The organism is Taibaiella koreensis (genome assembly GCF_003545715.1).
GTDB classification, from domain to species: Bacteria; Bacteroidota; Bacteroidia; order Chitinophagales; family Chitinophagaceae; genus Taibaiella; species Taibaiella koreensis.
On sequence record NZ_QVNU01000001.1, the window covers coordinates 331022 to 347842 of the forward strand.

The 16821-nt window shown below is 51.4% G+C and carries 14 protein-coding genes; 4 read left to right on the forward strand and 10 right to left on the reverse strand.

All coding sequences use genetic code 11. From position 1 onward, the window contains the following. Positions 1–32: 32 nt before the first annotated feature. A complete protein-coding gene (locus tag DZK30_RS01405; RefSeq protein WP_118972297.1) occupies positions 33–1778 on the reverse strand; it encodes a glycosyl hydrolase family 28-related protein in 1746 nt (581 codons plus the stop codon). A 220-nt stretch (positions 1779–1998) separates the two neighbouring features. On the opposite strand from DZK30_RS01405, the gene DZK30_RS01410 reads away from it, so the two are divergent. Further along, positions 1999–3180 (forward strand): exo-beta-N-acetylmuramidase NamZ family protein, encoded by a 1182-nt coding sequence (locus DZK30_RS01410; RefSeq protein ID WP_118972298.1) that lies wholly within the window; start codon positions 1999–2001, stop codon positions 3178–3180. A gap of 28 nt (positions 3181–3208) precedes the next feature. On the opposite strand, the gene DZK30_RS01415 is transcribed toward DZK30_RS01410, so the two are convergent. The 6 genes from DZK30_RS01415 to DZK30_RS01440 form a co-directional block, all read right to left on the reverse strand. Next, a complete protein-coding gene (locus DZK30_RS01415; protein WP_118972299.1) occupies positions 3209–3574 on the reverse strand; it encodes a CoA-binding protein in 366 nt (121 codons plus the stop codon). A 12-nt stretch (positions 3575–3586) separates the two neighbouring features. Then, positions 3587–5485 carry a monovalent cation:proton antiporter-2 (CPA2) family protein gene (locus DZK30_RS01420; protein WP_118972300.1) on the reverse strand — a complete coding sequence of 633 codons (1899 nt, stop codon included), beginning with the start codon at positions 5483–5485 and terminating at the stop codon, positions 3587–3589. A gap of 23 nt (positions 5486–5508) precedes the next feature. Continuing rightward, on the reverse strand, positions 5509–6108 hold the full coding sequence (locus tag DZK30_RS01425; protein WP_118972301.1) for an NAD(P)H-dependent oxidoreductase: 600 nt from the start codon (positions 6106–6108) through the stop codon (positions 5509–5511). Between the two features lie 147 nt (positions 6109–6255). Continuing rightward, positions 6256–6639, reverse strand: coding sequence for a hypothetical protein (locus DZK30_RS01430; RefSeq protein ID WP_162902745.1), 384 nt, complete (start codon positions 6637–6639; stop codon positions 6256–6258). An 84-nt stretch (positions 6640–6723) separates the two neighbouring features. Continuing rightward, positions 6724–7566 carry a dihydropteroate synthase gene (folP, locus tag DZK30_RS01435; RefSeq protein WP_118972303.1) on the reverse strand — a complete coding sequence of 281 codons (843 nt, stop codon included), beginning with the start codon at positions 7564–7566 and terminating at the stop codon, positions 6724–6726. Further along, the gene (locus DZK30_RS01440) at positions 7563–8657 is read right to left on the reverse strand and encodes an Ldh family oxidoreductase (protein ID WP_118972304.1); all 1095 of its coding nucleotides are present in this window, start codon (positions 8655–8657) and stop codon (positions 7563–7565) included. The genes folP and DZK30_RS01440 overlap by 4 nt, the downstream gene beginning before the upstream one ends. A gap of 286 nt (positions 8658–8943) precedes the next feature. Between DZK30_RS01440 and DZK30_RS01445 the strand changes: the two genes are divergently transcribed. Then, positions 8944–10092, forward strand: a complete 1149-nt coding sequence (locus DZK30_RS01445; protein WP_118972305.1) for a TlpA disulfide reductase family protein — start codon at positions 8944–8946, stop codon at positions 10090–10092. An 80-nt stretch (positions 10093–10172) separates the two neighbouring features. Here the strand turns inward: DZK30_RS01445 and DZK30_RS01450 are convergent, their stop codons facing one another. Both DZK30_RS01450 and nadC read right to left on the reverse strand, forming a co-directional pair. Continuing rightward, entirely contained in the window at positions 10173–11057 is an 885-nt protein-coding gene (locus tag DZK30_RS01450; protein ID WP_118972306.1) for a diacylglycerol/lipid kinase family protein, read from the reverse strand. Between the two features lie 17 nt (positions 11058–11074). Next, positions 11075–11911, reverse strand: coding sequence for a carboxylating nicotinate-nucleotide diphosphorylase (nadC, locus tag DZK30_RS01455; RefSeq protein ID WP_118972307.1), 837 nt, complete (start codon positions 11909–11911; stop codon positions 11075–11077). 187 nt (positions 11912–12098) lie between these two features. On the opposite strand from nadC, the gene DZK30_RS01460 reads away from it, so the two are divergent. After that, positions 12099–12956, forward strand: coding sequence for an energy transducer TonB family protein (locus tag DZK30_RS01460; RefSeq protein ID WP_162902746.1), 858 nt, complete (start codon positions 12099–12101; stop codon positions 12954–12956). 90 nt (positions 12957–13046) lie between these two features. Here the strand turns inward: DZK30_RS01460 and DZK30_RS01465 are convergent, their stop codons facing one another. After that, positions 13047–13928, reverse strand: coding sequence for an N-acetylmuramoyl-L-alanine amidase family protein (locus DZK30_RS01465; protein WP_118972309.1), 882 nt, complete (start codon positions 13926–13928; stop codon positions 13047–13049). A 178-nt stretch (positions 13929–14106) separates the two neighbouring features. Here DZK30_RS01465 and DZK30_RS01470 point away from each other — a divergent pair, with 178 nt between their 5' ends. Beyond that, complete coding sequence (locus DZK30_RS01470; RefSeq protein WP_118972310.1) at positions 14107–16788, forward strand: putative LPS assembly protein LptD; 2682 nt, start codon at positions 14107–14109, stop codon at positions 16786–16788. Positions 16789–16821 lie beyond the last annotated feature (33 nt).

Sequence of the window (16821 nt, forward strand, 5' to 3'; positions counted from 1 at the left end):
GATTTCTTTTTCAACAATCTTTTTTCATTTAATTAAAGGGCCAGGCTGGACATCGGGATAACTTCGATATGGTCGTTGCCTCTCGACCCGGTAAAGCTGATCGTGAATTGCCGCTGTTCGGGTGTTAATACAGCAGGGGGCGTAGGCGATTGCAATACAGAAAAGCTATCGGGCGTTGCCGGTATCGTTATACCCTGGTTCCAGCGTACGGCTACATTGAAGCTGCTATTTACGGTGGCAAAAGTCGCATGAGCGGAGCCGATCTTATTGAAGAGCTCTCTCAATTCCCAGAACCAGCCCGTCAAATTGCCGTAGAGCGCTCCGTTGGCCTTCAGCAAGCCGCTATAACCGCCGCTGTAACCGCTCCATCCCGATGGCAGGGGATTGCCGGAATATCGGATCAGCAGCATGGCATCAGCAATATCGGCCGGGTATTCGAAGGTATATTCAATGCCGTATTGCGTGCCGTTTGTATCGGCAAGTATGTGTGTATGCAGGACCGGCAGCGCTTTGAAGGAGGTGGGCCAGCGGCTTTCGGCATCCCTTACAAAGTCGAGCAGGGGTGTGGGCACCTGAGAACCGTTGTCCTGTGGATTGCCCCGTACATTATTGGCTACTTCCACTAATATATCGGAGGCGATGAGGCCCGAAGGGTCGCCATTGACCATAGAATTGTTGACAATGTATTGCCGGGCATAATCATTGAAGCTTAAGGTGCTTCCGGTATTGTCGGCCAGGAACTGGTTGTATCTGCTCTTGGAAAAATTCATGACAGCGGCGTTGATCATTCCCCTGTTGTTCCGGATGACCGTTTGATTGGGGATAGCTTCGACATAACGTACTATGGCCGGCCAGTCATTGTCTTCAGTAGCGTAGCATTGGCTATCCTTGACGATAATAGCATTGGGGTAAAAAATAGCCGTCGAGCTACCGATAATAGGGCGGGCTTTGGCAAAATTGTTGATCAGCGTAAGGCCCCTGTATTCCGAGCCTGCCCTTATCTGATGGCAGGTAATGCTACCATCGTGGTTATTGATCCAGGCCGGTTCTACAACATTGCCCAGTACTGCAGCTGCTTTCACAAAAATGGTCGATTCTACCAGCACATAGGCATTCATCCGGTTCTCAATCTGTGCGGGCCAGTAGATAGGGGCTGTGGGGTTGGCCTGATCAGGTACTCCCATGCTGTTCGTCTCAAGCCAGCAGTCCCTGATGGTCAGCTGATCACCGCCGTTCATGTCGATGGCCATGTTGTTGTTGAAAAACTTACATTTTTCTATCGTGCACAAAGTGGAGCCGGTTTCAATGTAGATTCCCTTGACATTATCATGAAATTCACAACTCTCTATGGTTACCCGCGCGCTGTTCAGGTTAGGATTGAACATATGTAGCGCCGTGCCGGGAAAGCCGGTAAAATTCAATTTGGTCAGACCGATGTCGAGGGCATGGTTGAACTGGAAGCCTGCTGCGCCATTAAAGGTGGTATAAGGGCTTATGATGGCATTTTCGCCTATGATCTTTAACTGCTCTGGCGCAGGGCCTGAGCCGGCCAGGCTAAATTCGATCGTCTCTTTGATAAGATACATTCCCCGCGGGAAAAGCAATGTCGGCGCAGAAGCGGCAGCTACATTGCTTCCCGCGATTTGTGTATAATAAGCGGCTAGTGCCGTAACAGCTTTTTTTATGGCCTCGGTGTCGTCGGCAATACCATTGCCAACGGCGCCATAATCGGGATGCGTTACATCTACAACATTAAATGGAGAAAAGGTGATAGGCATAAAGATTATTTTTTAAGAATGATAAGGATAAAGAAGCGGGTAAAACAAAACGGTCAGGTCCATTGGCTATGGCGCGCAGCGTTGTTATCTTTTCGATTCAACCGGCAAACACTTATTTTTGTGCCGTTACTGTTCTGTCTGCTTTCTTTTACAAAGGTCACAACTGACTACGCCAGCGTGCGGCGTCATTATCCTTAAACCATAAAATCGTTTCGCAATCATGCGCCTTTTTCGCTTCCTTATCCTGAATGCGCTTATTTTGTTCCCGGGCTTAATACATAGCCAGATCGCTCCGGCAGTATCTGTTTTGCCGGGTGCGTACCATACTGCGGCATATTTACCCGCATTGAAAGGCAAAAGCGTCGCCCTGCTGGTCAACCAGACCTCGGAGATCAATGGTGTACTATTGCCCGATACCCTGCTGAAGCTGGGCGTTAAGGTCGTAAAGATCTTTTCGCCTGAGCATGGCTTCCGGGGCAATGCCGACGCCGGCGCCCATGTGAAAAACGGTGTGGATGCCCGCACCGGTCTGCCGGTGATCTCGCTGTACGGCAGCAATAAAAAACCTTCGGCAGAACAGCTGAAAGATGTGGATGTGCTCGTTTACGATCTTCAGGATGTAGGGGCCCGGTTCTATACTTATGTCTCCACCTTGCAATATGCGATGGAGGCCTGCGGCGAGCAAAAGAAAGGCCTGATGATCCTCGACCGGCCCGATCCTCTGGGCCATATCGTGGATGGTCCCGTACTGGAGCCGGCCAACAGCTCGTTTGTGGGTATGCAGCCTATCCCGGTAGTGTACGGTATGACGCCTGGCGAGTATGCGAAAATGCTGATCGGGGAGCGATGGTTGAAAGGACCTGTGCCGCAGCTGAACGTAATTGCCTGCTCCGGTTATGCGCACAGCAGCGTATACGAACTGCCCGTTTCACCTTCTCCCAACCTGAAGAATATGGCAGCGATTTACCTGTATCCCTCGCTGTGTTTTTTTGAAGGTACTGTAGTTAGCCTGGGACGAGGCACGGATAAGCCTTTTCAGCAATTTGGCAATCCTTTGCTTAAGGGGTATACCTATTCCTTCACCCCGGTGAGCATGCCCGGGGCCAGCGATCCGCCATTGAAAAATCAAAAATGCTACGGACAGTTGCTGGCCACCGACGCTGCCGCAGCGCGAAAGCTGACGGAGGGCAAATTGCAGATCAAATGGTTGCTGGAAGCTTATGGAAAGTACCCTGAAAAAAATAAATTCTTTATTCCCTTTTTTGAAAAGCTAAGCGGAACGGCCTTGTTAAGAAAGCAAATCGCCGATGGCTTGAGCGAAGAAGCGATACGGAAAAGCTGGGCGCCGGGACTGGCAAAGTTCCGGGCGATCAGGAAAAAATATTTGTTGTATGCCGAATAACTGATCCTTCTGTGGGTCTATAGTAGCTTTAAAACTGTCCCGTGCTAAGCAATACCAGGGTACAGGCCTCCATCGTCCTGATCCCTTTGTTTTCGGCCAGCTGCTCCAGCTCGGGATTCTCGGCGCCAGGATTAAAAATGATGCGTTGCGGGTGCAGCGAAAGGATATAATCGTAATATTCGGGCTGCCGCGTGGGATTGATGTATAGCGTAACGGTATCAATGCCTTCAAAAGGCTCCTTATCCTTGCCGAAAGTAACATCGGACACGGTGCCGGGGCGGTTGCCGATAGCGACTACGTCGTGCCCTTTTTTACGCAGGTTATTTATAGCCAGGTAGCTGTAGCGTGAGGGATCTTCCGATGCCCCGATCACTAGTGTTTTTTTGTTTGTCATTGTTTTCTCGTTTTAGTCTTCTTCTTCGACAGTTTCTTCATCTTCTTTACGTACTTCGCTCATGTCTTTACCGGTATGTGTATGGATGGCGCGTTCGTGGATGTCGTTCTGGATCAGGGTTTCCAGCTCCTCGATACGGCTGCGCATAGCATTGATGTATTTCTTCTTATCATGCCGTGCGGCCGCCATCTTTTTTAGCGATTTCTCGTCGTGCTGCAGGAACAGGTCGTAGGCCCTCTGCGCCGTGTACGCTCTCACGCCCATGATCTTGAGCGCTTCGGTGCCGGCCCGCAGCGAGGTGTCGATCGTTTCCCTGAATACGTGCAGCACACCGGCATCCATCAGTTCGTAAGTATCATCGAGGCCATGGGCCCTGGCAATAATGTGCAGGTTGGGGAAATGTTTTTTTACAGTATTGACCAGCTGTAGCACCTGGGCGCTGTCGTCGAGCGCAATAATGATCAGCCGGGCACGGTCGGCGCCGGCCGACTTCAGCAGATCGATGCGCAGCGCATCGCCATAGTAAACTTTAATGCCGATCTTACGCAGCGACTCTACCCGGTCGCTGTTGGCATCGAGTACCGTCGTGTTAATGCCGTTGGCTTTAAGAAAGCGGCCGGTAACGCTGCCGAAACGGCCATACCCGGCTATGATCACCGGGTTGTTCTCTTCGAATGCGTCTGCTTCCGGTCCGTTCCGGTGCGGTATTTTTTTGACGACCAGGGGCATCAGGACCTTTTCCATTACCAGCATGAACACCGGTGATAAAGCCATGCTGGCCGCTACGACCACCATGAGGAGGTTGAACAATTCCGTGGAAAAGATATGCTGGTCTTTTGCAAAGGAAAACAGGACGAAGGCAAACTCGCCCACCTGCGCCAACGCAAAAGCAAACAGCAGGAATTGGTCGACCCGCATACGGAACATGCGGCTGAGGAAAGCCAGGATACCCAGCTTGATAAGCATAACACCCAATACCAGGATGGCGATAAGCCCCGGTCTTTGTGCAATAAGCCCGAAGTCAATTGAGGCGCCTACGGCAATAAAGAAAAGGCCCAGGAGCAACCCTTTGAACGGTTCTATATCGCTTTCCAGCTCGTGCCGGTATTCGCTGTTGGCCAGTACTACACCGGCGAGAAATGCACCCAGTGCCGGGCTTAATCCTACCAGCGACATGAGTACGGTAATGGCGACCACCAGCAACAATGCAGTGGCGCTAAAGAGCTCCCGCAGGTTGGTGGCGGCGACCATCTGAAAAATAGGTCGGGTAAGGTATTTGCCGCCGATAATAATGGCAGCGACCGCACCCAGCACCACCAGCGTTCTTGCCCAGGGCTCGAGGTTTTGCGTAATCGTTACATGGCTTTGCGTGGCGCTTGCCGTGATGTCATCGGGGCTTAGCAGGGGGAGCAATGCCAGGATAGGGATTACGGCGATATCCTGGAACAGCAACACAGAAAAGGCGTTGCGGCCAGCAATCGTCTGCATCCAGTTGTTCTCCGTCATGGTTTGCAGCACGATCGCTGTTGACGACATAGCGAAAATGAGGCCGATGGATAAAGACTGATTGAAGCTGAGGCCCACTATAATGTGTGCGATAAAGCCGATAATAAGGGCCGTAATGAGTACTTGCAGGCCGCCCAGCCCCAGGATCGCCGTGCGCCACCGCCACAAGAGCTGCGGCTCTACTTCGAGCCCGATAAGGAACAGCATCATCACTACACCAAACTCCGCAAAGTGCATGATGTCTGCGCCGTCGTTACCGATCCAGCCCAATACGGAGGGGCCGATAAGAATGCCGGCCAGCAGGTAGCCCAATACTGATCCCAGTCCCAGCTTCTTGGATAGCGGGACCAGCAATACGGCCGAGCCGAGGTATATCAATGCCTGTACGAAGAAAGAATGATCCATAAGCGCGCTAAAAAAGTAATCGTTTACAATACATTTTCTACCTCATAATCGTTGAGGTATTCCAGCTCTTTGAACTGCGCCGGGTCGGGGCGTTCGGTTGAAAAACGCTTCAGCAGCAATTTAAACTGTCGGGCATGGCGTGCCGAAGCGCTGGCGTCGGCCCTGCCCGATTCGTGCAGCACAAAAGGCGGCAGGTAATGCATCCGGCATACATGTGCCAGCTGGTTGTAAGGTACCATATAGGCCGATAAGGGAAAGCGGTTGTGCGCTTCCCAGCTGTAGCTTTCGCGGGTGCCGCTGGTCGTCAGTGCATTGAACAGGACCTTGCCTTCAAGCTTATTGCCCTCTTTGCCATAAGCCCAACCATGGGTAAAGACCATGTCGAGATATTGCTTCATCAATGCAGGAATACTATACCAGTAAAAGGGATGCTGCAGGATGATGACGTCGCTTTGCTCCAGCAGGCTTTGCTCTTTAGCAGTATTGATGGAAAACCGGGGATAGAGTTCGTACAGGTCCCTGATAATGACATTTTCCACATTGCCGGCCGCTTTCATCAACCGGATATTGTTCCGGGATTTTTCCAGGGCCGGATGGGCCACAACCAGTAATATCTTGTTCATAATCAGAAGGATTTAGCCGGTTAACAGGAATCCCAAAAATAACGCAGTTCGGGCAGAAAACCCAATAAGCATGTCTTATGAGAATATTAAGGACAAAAAAATCCCCGCAGTTGTTGTGCGGGGATGGGGAAATAGCGGAATAGTTTTTTACAGCGTAGCTGCGTATTGTTTCAGTGCAGCTATGATGCCGGCTTTGCCTGCAGCGCTTTTGGAAAGGCTGTTCACATCATTATAGGCGCTAACTCTTTTTTGGTAACGCTCCGAAGCTTGCTGGTTCTCCGTGTTGTTTGAAGCCAGGATGATCTTTTGCTTTGCAGCTGCTACGCCTTCATCCATCTGGTGCTTCAACTCTTCCAGTATAGGGCCCTGTTGTGCTGCTGTTGCTTTTTCATACTCCGAAACCTTACTGTTGAATGTTTTGGCAATTGCGGCAGCTTTGGCAGTAGCGGGCGTCGTTTGTTGCTGTGCATTGGATACATAAGCCCCGCCGGTAAAAAGTACTGCGGTGGCCAGTGCAATTTTTAAATTCATAACTATGGTAATTTTTTGCAGATGAATGTTCATCGAAGTTAAAAAAAAGAATGTTGTCTTTCGTGTCTTCAGCAAGTTAGACAGTTAAATTTCCTGAATAGTTTGGTAAAAATGGTAGAGTTTCACACATTCTACTGCTTCCCGCACGTCGTGAACGCGCAAAATAGCGGCGCCTTGCTGCAGGGCCAGCATATGCAGCGCTGTAGTGCCGTTCAGGGCTTCTTCGGCCGATGATTGCAGCAGCCGGTATACCATCGATTTCCGGGAAAGCCCGGCCAGGACCGGCAAGCCGGTAAGGGCAAAAGCATGCATTCCTTTCAGCAATTGAAAATTGTGGGTTTGGGTCTTCCCGAAGCCAAAGCCGGGATCAAGTATGATATCGTTGATGCCGGCTTCCCTGCACCGATGTATCTTGTCCAGGAAAAAATCCAAAATATCGGCCACTACATCCTTGTAGTGGGGATGCTGCTGCATATCGGCAGGCGTACCTTGCATATGCATGAGGATATAAGGCGCCTTTAGGGCGGCTACCGTAGTCAGCATGCCGGCATCCAGGTTGCCCGCGCTGATGTCGTTCACAATGTCGGCGCCGGCTTCCACGGCGGCCCGGGCTACGGCGGCCCGGTAGGTGTCGATAGAAATAAAGGTTTCGGGAAAATGGCGGCGGATGAGCCCGATTACGGGAGTCACTCTCGCGATCTCCTCTTCCGGTGAAATGACATCGGCCCGGGGCCGGGTGCTCATACCGCCTATATCGAGTATACCCGCGCCTTCGGCCAGCATCTTTTCCGCTTTCCGTAAATGATCTTCCGGGGTGTTTTCCCTGCCCCGGGTGTAAAAGGAGTCGGGTGTCACGTTAAGGATACCCATCACTACGGGCTGCGATGCGGTAAGCAGCCTGCCGTTGGCATTCAGCTGGAATATCATGAGGAAAAAGGATGACCGGTGAGCGATAATCTGGCTGCAAGCTCGCGCAGCTCATCTATTACAGAAGCGACCAGCGGAATCCCTTCGACCCTTCGTAAGGCTTCGGTTTCCCGCTCGGGATCGCCCGGGATCAGCACTTTCTGATCCGCATTTGCTGGGACTGCCTGCCGGAAGCGGCCGATCCAATGATCCATATGCTCTTTGAATGTTTCTGCGGTGCGGAACGCATCGATGCGCATCGCGCCGAAGAAATGCCCGAGACCTTGCCCCGGCATGTTTTCGGGCATGGGCACGTAAGCGGGAAAAGGTGGCGCCCAGGGACCATAAGAGGCGCCGCTCAGTACCGCAGAAAAAATATCAACGATGCTGCCCAGCGCATAACCTTTATGGCTGCCATGCTCCCGGTCGCTGCCAAGGGGCAGCAGGCTGCCGCCTTCCCTGAGCGCATGGGCATTGGTGGTGGCATCGCCGTGTTTGTCCTGTACCCAGCCATAGGGCGCTGCTTTCGATTGGCGCTGCAATAGCTCCAGCTTGCCGTTGGCGGCCGTGGTGGTTGCCATATCGGCTACAAAGGGCGGCTGCTCACCGGCTGGGATGGCCACTGCGATGGGATTGGTACCCAGCATACGTTCGATAGAAAAGGTAGGCGCTACCAGGGCGCTGGCATTGGTCATGGCGATGCCGATCATATCTTCTTCCAGCGCGAGCATAGCATGGTAGCCGGCGATACCGAAGTGATTGCTGTTGCGTACGCTTACCCAACCTGTACCGGCCAGCCTGGCCTTTTCCATAGCAGTGCGCATCGCCAGCGGGGCCACTACCAGGCCCAGGCCGGCATCGCCATCGATCACGGCTGTCGAAGGGGTTTCGTGTACCTTGCTGATATGGGGGACAGGATTGACCCTGCCTGCCTCCTGCAACCGCACATAGCCGCTGAGCCTTGCGATACCATGGCTGTCGATGCCACGCAGATCGGCGGAGAGCAGCACACCGGCGGCGGTATGGGCATCGCTGCCGGGACAGCCAATGGCGTCGAATACGGCTACGGTGAAGTCGTAAAGTTGCCCAAGGGAGTATCGTATTTCCTTCATGGCCGCAAAGTAACACATTATCGTCCGGTTGCCGGTCAACGACAGCTACAACTATTTGCCGATATTAAAAATACCCGTCGACGGGTATTTTCCCGCCTACAGAATTAGGGTAGATTTGTGTCTGAATGCAGATTCGTGATTGCGTTTTTTTTGGACAATCCGGTCGCGCATTATATGCCTTTTCCTTAACCACAGATTAACCAATCAGCCAATCTATTTTAGCATTCATTTATAATGGATGGTATAAAATAATAGTAGTTTTGCGTTTAACGTTTTCGGGCTTTTCATGAAAAATAATTACCACTATATCATAGGTTTATTAGCCTTGCTCAGTTTTGCGTCCTGCAGTAGCGAAGACCATTTTTTTAACCTGCAAGGTTCTGTAAAAGGAATGCCGCCGCAAAGCGTAGTGCTGGAGGAATTGGGTTTTAACGAAACCAAGCTGATTGATTCTACAACTTCTGATAAAGAAGGGCGATTCCATCTTAAAGGTATCTATGGTGAACCGGGATTGTACCGTCTGAAATTGGGATCACAGGAAATACTGGTGGTGATAGATGGTGAAAAGATCAACCTGAAATCGGATTGGCAGCATCCGGCAGATTATACTGCCGAAGGTTCACCTGGCTCCAATAGCCTGGCCGCTTTCATGAAACGGTATATCAATGCCAACGAAGAAATGCTGGCTTTGGAAATGGTAGCAGACAGTCTGAATGCGGCCTCGGCGCCGGACAGCATGATCACTATGGTCCAGGCCGACCTGGATAGCCGGTCCAAAGCTTTCAGAGCTTATGTGAAGCAGGTATCTGATACGACTAAAAGCCTGCCTGTGGCCATCTATGCCGTAAGCAAGCTGCTCAGCGACAATTCGGAGCTGGATTATATGAAAACCTTTGCCGGCAACCTTTCGAAGCGTTTTGCCGATAACCAGTTGCTGACCGAATTTAAAGATAAGGTAAAGGAGCGGTTGGCTTCGCAAGAGAAGACGAGCGGGCCGAGGATTGGTTCCGTAGCGCCCGATTTTACCCTCGTCTCGCTGGACGGCAAGCAGATTGCATTGAGCGCGTTCCGCGGCAAGTATGTGCTCATCGATTTCTGGGCTTCCTGGTGCCCGCCCTGCCGTGCCGAAAATCCTAATGTGGTGGCTGCTTATGAAAAATTCAAGTCTAAAAACTTTACTATATTGGGTGTATCCCTCGACAAAGACAAGGATAAATGGCAGGAAGCCGTGACCAAAGACAAGCTTGGCTGGAATCATGTGAGCGATCTGCAAGGATGGGAATCTACTGTTGCTGCTTTGTACGGCGTGCAATCCATACCGGCCAATTTCCTGGTCGATCCTGCCGGAAAGATTATTGCGACGGACCTGCGCGGCGATGATCTGGAGAAGGTGCTGACTGCTAAGCTTAATGGAGAAACCCTGGTGCAAAAATAACAGGCAGATTATCTGTCATCGTACAAATAAAGAAGCAGCCGTTCCCAGAGGGAACGGCTGCTTCTTTGCTGGAGCCATTGTTACGCTGATTGCCCGGGTGTAACCACGGGCAGCGCAGAACGGATCATTTCTATCGAAATTTCGTGCCCGCAGGGATGCACATCGCCGTCCATTTGCAGGAGATTCAGTTTCGGGTGGCGGATCACCACTTTCTGTCCCTTGAGGTGAGTTACATATTTGCTTTTCAGGATGGTCCCGTTAAATGCCCTTATGGCAATGGCTGAGCCCAGTATTTTGGGGTATTTTTTGATAATGACAATGTCGAAAAGGCCATCCTGCAGGTCGGCCGAGGGCGCTATCCTGAAATTATAACCAAACTGCTCGGCGTTGGCGACAGTGAGGATAAATGCTTTCTCGCTCAGGTGCCGGCCATCCACTTCTATATCCCATTGCCATTCTTTGTAGGTCCATAGGTGCTTGGTTACGATCCAGCTGTACATGGCCATGCCCCGGCGCTTACTTTTGGCAAATTTACGGGCCACAAGTGCATCAAAGCCCACGCCGGCATTGCTCACAAAAATGCGGCCATCGGCCCTGCCCAGGTCTATCGTGCTTTTGTGGCCACTGTTAATGAGCGTAATAGCCTTTACGGGATCAAGGGGAATGCCAAGGCTGCGTGCCAGCCCGTTGCCCGATCCTTTCGGGATAATGGCCAATGTGGCAGCGGTGCCGTATATGCCGGCAATGATATCATTGACCGATCCGTCGCCGCCTACGGCTACGATGGTTGTGAATCCCTTCTGTGTAGCCTCCCGCGCCAGCTCTGTGCCATGTTTGGCATATTGCGTATAAGCGATCTCGGGCGCAAACTTTGCCCGGTCAAGATGTTTGTCGATAAGACCCTGCAACGCCTTTACCCGGTCTACCCCCGATTTGGGATTGATGATAAACAAGATTTTCTCCATAGATACAATAGCCGGTATTAAAGGACTGCTTTGAGGCTGAGGTCGAGGCTGACGGCATGATGCGTCAATGCCCCGATGGAAATGAAGTCCACACCGGTAGCAGCATAGGAAACGAGATTGCCAAGGTGAATGCCCCCGGAAGCTTCGGTCTCGAAGCGTCCGCCAATGAGCCCGACTGCTTCTGTGATGAGCCCGGGCGTAAAGTTGTCGAGCATAATGCGATGCACCTGTCCTGTAGCCAGCACTTTGCGTACATCGTCCAGGTTGCGCGTTTCCACCTCGATCCTGAGGTCGAGTCCTTTCGCCTTAAGGTATTCGTTGGTTTTACGGATTGCTGCTTCGATGCCACCGCAATAGTCGATATGATTATCTTTCAGCATCACCATATCGTAAAGCCCCATGCGGTGGTTGTAGCCGCCCCCGATACGCACAGCTTCCTTTTCGAAGCGCCGGAACAGGGGTGTTGTTTTGCGGGTGTCGAGTATGCGGGCTTTGTAGTCCCTTATTTTATCGGCATAGCTCCTGGTAAGCGTAGCGATGCCGCTCATACGCTGCATGCAGTTAAGAACCAGCCGTTCGGCCTTAAGAATAGTATGCACCCTGGCTACTACATCAAAGGCGATCTCGCCTTTGGTAATGTTGTTACCATCTTCCTTATGTGCGATAAAAGCTGCACCGGGCTCCAGGTAGCTGAAGATCGCCTTTGCCACTGCCATGCCGGCCAATATGCCATCTTCTTTTATCTTTAAAGTAGCCTTACCCTGGGTGTCTTCCGGAATGCAGGCGAGTGTGGAGTAATCGCCTGTTGCCACGTCCTCTTCAAGGGCCAGCCGGATAAATTCCTGAATGTCCATGTTCGAAAAATAACGCAAAGATAAGGTTATTTGATCAGGCGGGGCCGAAGGTTGCGGTGAATTATCGGATTACGGGATGGAAGAAAAGCCGCTTTTGTTTTTCCTTTAAGGCCTGTTTCCGCTATATTGATTATTTTTGAGCACGGATATGCTGCACGGCTGTCCGTACCGGATAAAAAGTGTATTCATGACATTTGAGCAAACCAAAAATACAAAGGCGCTGGTTTGGACCATAGGCATTCACCTGTTGCTGTTGCTGGCCTTCCTGCTATTAAAGTACACCCTCCCTGCGGTAACCCCACCTGTGCTGGATGCCGGTATGGAAGTGAACCTGGGTACTTCTGATAACGGATATGGCAGCGACCAGCCCGAGATCGCCGAGGATCCGGCGGCTGCATTGGCCGCGTTACCCAGCAGCGCTTCCGCAACAGCCGATGAACATACCGAAAAGGAAGTCGAGACCTCGGAAGATGCGAATGCTCCCGTAGTCAATACACCCAAAACGCCGCCCAACAAAAAACGGAATCCGCAGCCGGCCACCCAGCCTGAGCGTAACCGCAATAAACCTACGCCACAGCAGGCAACAGCCCATAACAATAAGCCTGCCCAGGCGCCGCGGTATGTGTATCCCGGCGCTACCGGGAAAGGCGGCAATAGCGCCAGGGACAACCGGCCCGGGAGCAACGAGGGGATCGGGCAGGGCGAGGGAGATATGGGTGTACCCGGCGGAACACCGGGCGCTAGCAACTATACCGGCGTGCCGGGCGGTGGCGGCACATCCATTGGCCATTCGATCTCCGGGCGCAATATCGTGAGCCGTCCCGATCCCAAAGCCGAATTCAGGGAAGGTGGCAAAGTCGTGATCAGGGTTACGGTAAACCGCGATGGGCACATTACCGATTCCCGCGTTGTATCGGCAGCCAATGCGACCATACGGGCACTGGCGCTGAAGAAGCTGCAGAGCGTACGCTTCAATAAGTCGGCTTCGGCGCCCGCCGAGCAGTTCGGCAATATCACTTTCGATTTTAAGGCAACCCGGAAATAGGATTGCATATAAATAAGTATTCGTGTTCCTAAAATCAATAAGGCTGTCGGGAAGGACAGCCTTATTGATTTTAGGAATGGGAGGGTCTTGTTATTTGCCTTTCTCCATTTCGTATTTGTATGAGCGAATGGCCCTGTAAAGACACATCGCAATATTCTGCTGACCTTCCTGGGTATTGAGATATTCCTCTTCTTCCGGATTGTTGATGAAGCCGATCTCGGTAAGCACACCGGGCATGGTACTGTTGGCCAGCACCTGCAGGCTCATTTGCTTTACGCCAAGATTGTTGCGTCCTGTGCCGGAATAGTTGGCCTGGACCTTGCCGGCAAAATTCACGCTGCGTCCTAGGAAAGCCTGCGAGTATTGCGCGACGAGCACCGCGGTCATCGGGTCGTTTTTGTCCAGCAGGCCGGGCTCTTCTTCGACCTGTTCGCCGTATTCGCCTATGGCCCGTTCCTTCTCTCCCGTACGGGTAAGTCCCAGCACATAAGTTTCGGTGCCACTGGTGGCTGTTTCCCGGTGGATGATGGTTTTGTAAACCGGCACTTTTCGCTTTCTCCTGCCTTTGCCCACGGTGCGGGTCCCGGTCTGGATACGTTCGCGACGCCCTGCCGTAGAGTTGACATGTACCGAAAGGAAGAAATCGCCCCCGGCGCGATTGCCGATGGGGCCGCGCTCCTTAAGGTCGATAAAGACATCGGTATTGCGCGTAAAAATTACTTTAAGCTGCGGCATGCTGTCGCGCAGGATTTTTCCCAGCTTCAGCACTACAGCCAGTGTGATATCCTTCTCATTGGAAAATTTGCCCCGGGCGCCGGGATCCTTGCCGCCATGGCCGGCGTCGAGCACAATGGTCTTGAACGATTTACCCGATTGGGCATAGCCGGCGATAGTAAATTGGAGAAAGAGAAAGGTAAGGAAACAACTGATGATACGCCCGTACCGGGTATGCTTGCGGTGATATTTCGTCATCGTTTTCTACAGAATTACTTACAGGATACCAATAAAATTATAACTGCAATCCACAAAATAAATTGCCTGGTTATCCTGTTTATTGGAGGAAAGAGTGCAAAATAAAATTTTTATCAAAATTAACCTTAAAAAATAGCCGGCATAGTCAAAAAACTATAGCTTATTTTTGCAGCCATCGATGAGTAATCCGCTCCATTCCTGTTGCTCAGCTATCTTTACAAGCTGCCGCTTTGCCGTGGTAGCTGTTTTTGTATTGCTGTGCACCATCGGTGCCTCTGCGCAGGAAGTAAAGCAGCTGGACCTGACTACCGATACGGCCGTCACGGATAATACCGATACCGTTTCTGCTGCAGACAGCGCGCTGAGCGATAGCGCCAAGGTGGCGAATAAAGAGCAGGAGCTGGGCGTAAGAATATCGAAAGATGCCTTGCCGGCAGCGGTAACCACTACGGCCAAAGATTCCGCGGTGCTGGATATGAAGGCAAGCATGTACTATCTGTATGGCGACGCCAAGGCCACTTACCAGGACGTAGGTGTTCAATCGGGGGTATTGATTTTTAATCAAAAAACCAATGTGCTTTCCGCCATACCTATATTGGATACCGGTGGTAAGAAGGTTTCGGTGCAGGAATTCAAGCAGGGAGAAGAAACGTTTACTTATGATACGCTAAAGTATAATTTCAAAAGCAAGCGGGCTATCGTGCGTAATGCCCATTCCAAATATGGCGATGGTTTCGTGATCAGCGAGCAGGTAAAGCGTAATCCCGACGAAAGCATCTACGGCTATAAAAGCATTTATACCACCTGCAACCTGGATCATCCCCACTTTGGTATACGGGCGCGCAAGATCAAAGTGATACCCGGTCGCATCATCGCTGCAGGGCCGGCCAACCTGGAGATCATGGATATTCCCACGCCTTTATTTCTTCCGTTCGGCATGTTTCCCATCAAGCAGGGCCAACGATCGGGTTTTATACTGCCTACCTATACCATTTCGGACGCTTTGGGCGTCGGGCTGCAGCGCGGCGGCTATTATTTTGCCGTAAACGACAACCTCGGTGTGATCTCCCAGTTCGATCTCTTTTCGAAAGGTAGCTGGGCGGCTTTCATCACCGGACAATATGCCACCCGGTACCGGTACAATGGTTCGCTTGCCCTAGAGTACAGCTATCAGAAAATAGGGGAGGATTACGAGATCAATCCCAATAGCCAGGTAGGCAACAGCAAGGACTTTAAAGTAACCTGGACCCATCAGGTCGATCCCAAGGCGCATCCCGGCACCAGCTTCAGCGCCTCTGTTAATTTCGGTACCCGCAGCTTTAACCTGCGGAACAGTATGAATATCGTCAACTCGCTGAACAACCAATACAGCTCGTCCATATCCTATGGGAAAACATGGGTAGGCAAGCCCTATTCGCTTACCATTGGCCTGCGGCATAGCCAAAGTACTGAGGGGGGGGCTATGTCCATTACACTGCCCGAGGTTAACTTCAACCTGGGGCAATTTTCTCCGTTCCAGCGCAAAATCGTTAATGGAACGCCGCGATGGTACGAAAAGATCACGGCTACCTATTCTGTCAGCCTTATCAATCAGCTCAATACTTACGACTCCTTATTCAGCCTCAGCAAGATCGCGTGGAATGATATGAACAACGCGATCAAGCACACTGCTTCGATTCAGGCCAACTACAATGTTTTCCGTTATTTTAACTGGAGCATCAGCATTCCTTACAATGAATACTGGAATACCCGTCAGCTGTTTCAACGCTACAATCCCGTTACACAACATACGGACTCTACTTCGCGTACCGGCTTTTTTGCCACCCGCGATTTCAATGTAACCACCTCGCTCAGCACCCGTATTTACGGTATGGCACTGTTTAAAAAGGGGAAGATCGCCGGGTTACGCCATGTCATTACACCGAGCATCGGCTTGTCTTATCAGCCGGGCTTTGCCTTTGCACCTTTCGGTTATATGTACGAGACTGTTGGGACCGATGGCCGGCGTACGTTTGCTTCGCCTTATTCCACGGCGCCCTATGGCGGCCCCAGTAATGCAGAAGACAATGGGTCGGTTAGCTTTTCACTAGGCAATACCCTTCAAATGAAGATCCGTAACAGGGATTCCACGGGAAAGGCCAAAACGACCAATATCAGCCTTATCGATGGTTTGGGTCTTAACGCCAGCTACAATATGTTCGCAGACTCTTTCCGGCTGTCGAATATCACTATGAATTTCCGTACCTCCATATTGCAGAAATTCAACCTGTACGGATCGGCCACTTTCGATCCTTACCGCTACAACTCTGACGGCCGGCGGACGCCGGAATACCTGTTCAATACGGGTGGCGGGCTGGCGGCGCTAAGAAACGCCAATGGCGGCCTGAGCATGTCGTTCCAGGGGAAAAAGAAGAATGAAAAAGAACAGGCGGCGGCTGAATCCCAGAATGGCGAGGTCAAGCGCCTGCTGCAGAACGGCGGCTACAACGACTATTATGATTTCAATATTCCCTGGAACCTGAGCATCAATGCCAGCCTTAACGTACAACGCCTTACGCGGGTAAATACCGGCGATACGACTATATTCACGCCCAACCTAACCTTTAATGGTGGCTTTAATCTTACCGAGCGCTGGAAAGTAGATGTGACCAGTGGCCTGCAATTTGTTGGCTTCAAAAAAGTGGACATCGCCATGACGCAGCTGAATATTTCCAGAGACCTGCATTGCTGGCAAATGAGTCTCAACCTCATCCCCTTCGGCTATCTGAGAAGCTTCAATTTTACGCTCCAGGTAAAATCCTCAGTGCTGCAGGACCTCAAGCTGACGCGGCGAAAGAACTACCAGGATGCCAATTATTAGCGATAGGCTTTATTGGCTTGCATTGATGTGTCC

Bases quoted from the DNA above. Each gene is read 5' to 3' on its own strand.
- DZK30_RS01465 (WP_118972309.1), bottom strand. From the start codon at position 13,928: ATGACGAAATATCACCGCAAGCATACCCGGTACGGGCGTATCATCAGT.
- nadC (WP_118972307.1), bottom strand. From the start codon at position 11,911: ATGGACATTCAGGAATTTATCCGGCTGGCCCTTGAAGAGGACGTGGCA.
- DZK30_RS01450 (WP_118972306.1), bottom strand. From the start codon at position 11,057: ATGGAGAAAATCTTGTTTATCATCAATCCCAAATCGGGGGTAGACCGG.
- DZK30_RS01410 (WP_118972298.1), top strand. From the start codon at position 1,999: ATGCGCCTTTTTCGCTTCCTTATCCTGAATGCGCTTATTTTGTTCCCG.
- DZK30_RS01430 (WP_162902745.1), bottom strand. From the start codon at position 6,639: ATGAATTTAAAAATTGCACTGGCCACCGCAGTACTTTTTACCGGCGGG.
- DZK30_RS01445 (WP_118972305.1), top strand. From the start codon at position 8,944: ATGAAAAATAATTACCACTATATCATAGGTTTATTAGCCTTGCTCAGT.
- DZK30_RS01405 (WP_118972297.1), bottom strand. From the start codon at position 1,778: ATGCCTATCACCTTTTCTCCATTTAATGTTGTAGATGTAACGCATCCC.
- DZK30_RS01470 (WP_118972310.1), top strand. From the start codon at position 14,107: ATGAGTAATCCGCTCCATTCCTGTTGCTCAGCTATCTTTACAAGCTGC.
- DZK30_RS01420 (WP_118972300.1), bottom strand. From the start codon at position 5,485: ATGGATCATTCTTTCTTCGTACAGGCATTGATATACCTCGGCTCGGCC.
- DZK30_RS01460 (WP_162902746.1), top strand. From the start codon at position 12,099: ATGACATTTGAGCAAACCAAAAATACAAAGGCGCTGGTTTGGACCATA.
- DZK30_RS01425 (WP_118972301.1), bottom strand. From the start codon at position 6,108: ATGAACAAGATATTACTGGTTGTGGCCCATCCGGCCCTGGAAAAATCC.
- DZK30_RS01440 (WP_118972304.1), bottom strand. From the start codon at position 8,657: ATGAAGGAAATACGATACTCCCTTGGGCAACTTTACGACTTCACCGTA.
- folP (WP_118972303.1), bottom strand. From the start codon at position 7,566: ATGATATTCCAGCTGAATGCCAACGGCAGGCTGCTTACCGCATCGCAG.
- DZK30_RS01415 (WP_118972299.1), bottom strand. From the start codon at position 3,574: ATGACAAACAAAAAAACACTAGTGATCGGGGCATCGGAAGATCCCTCA.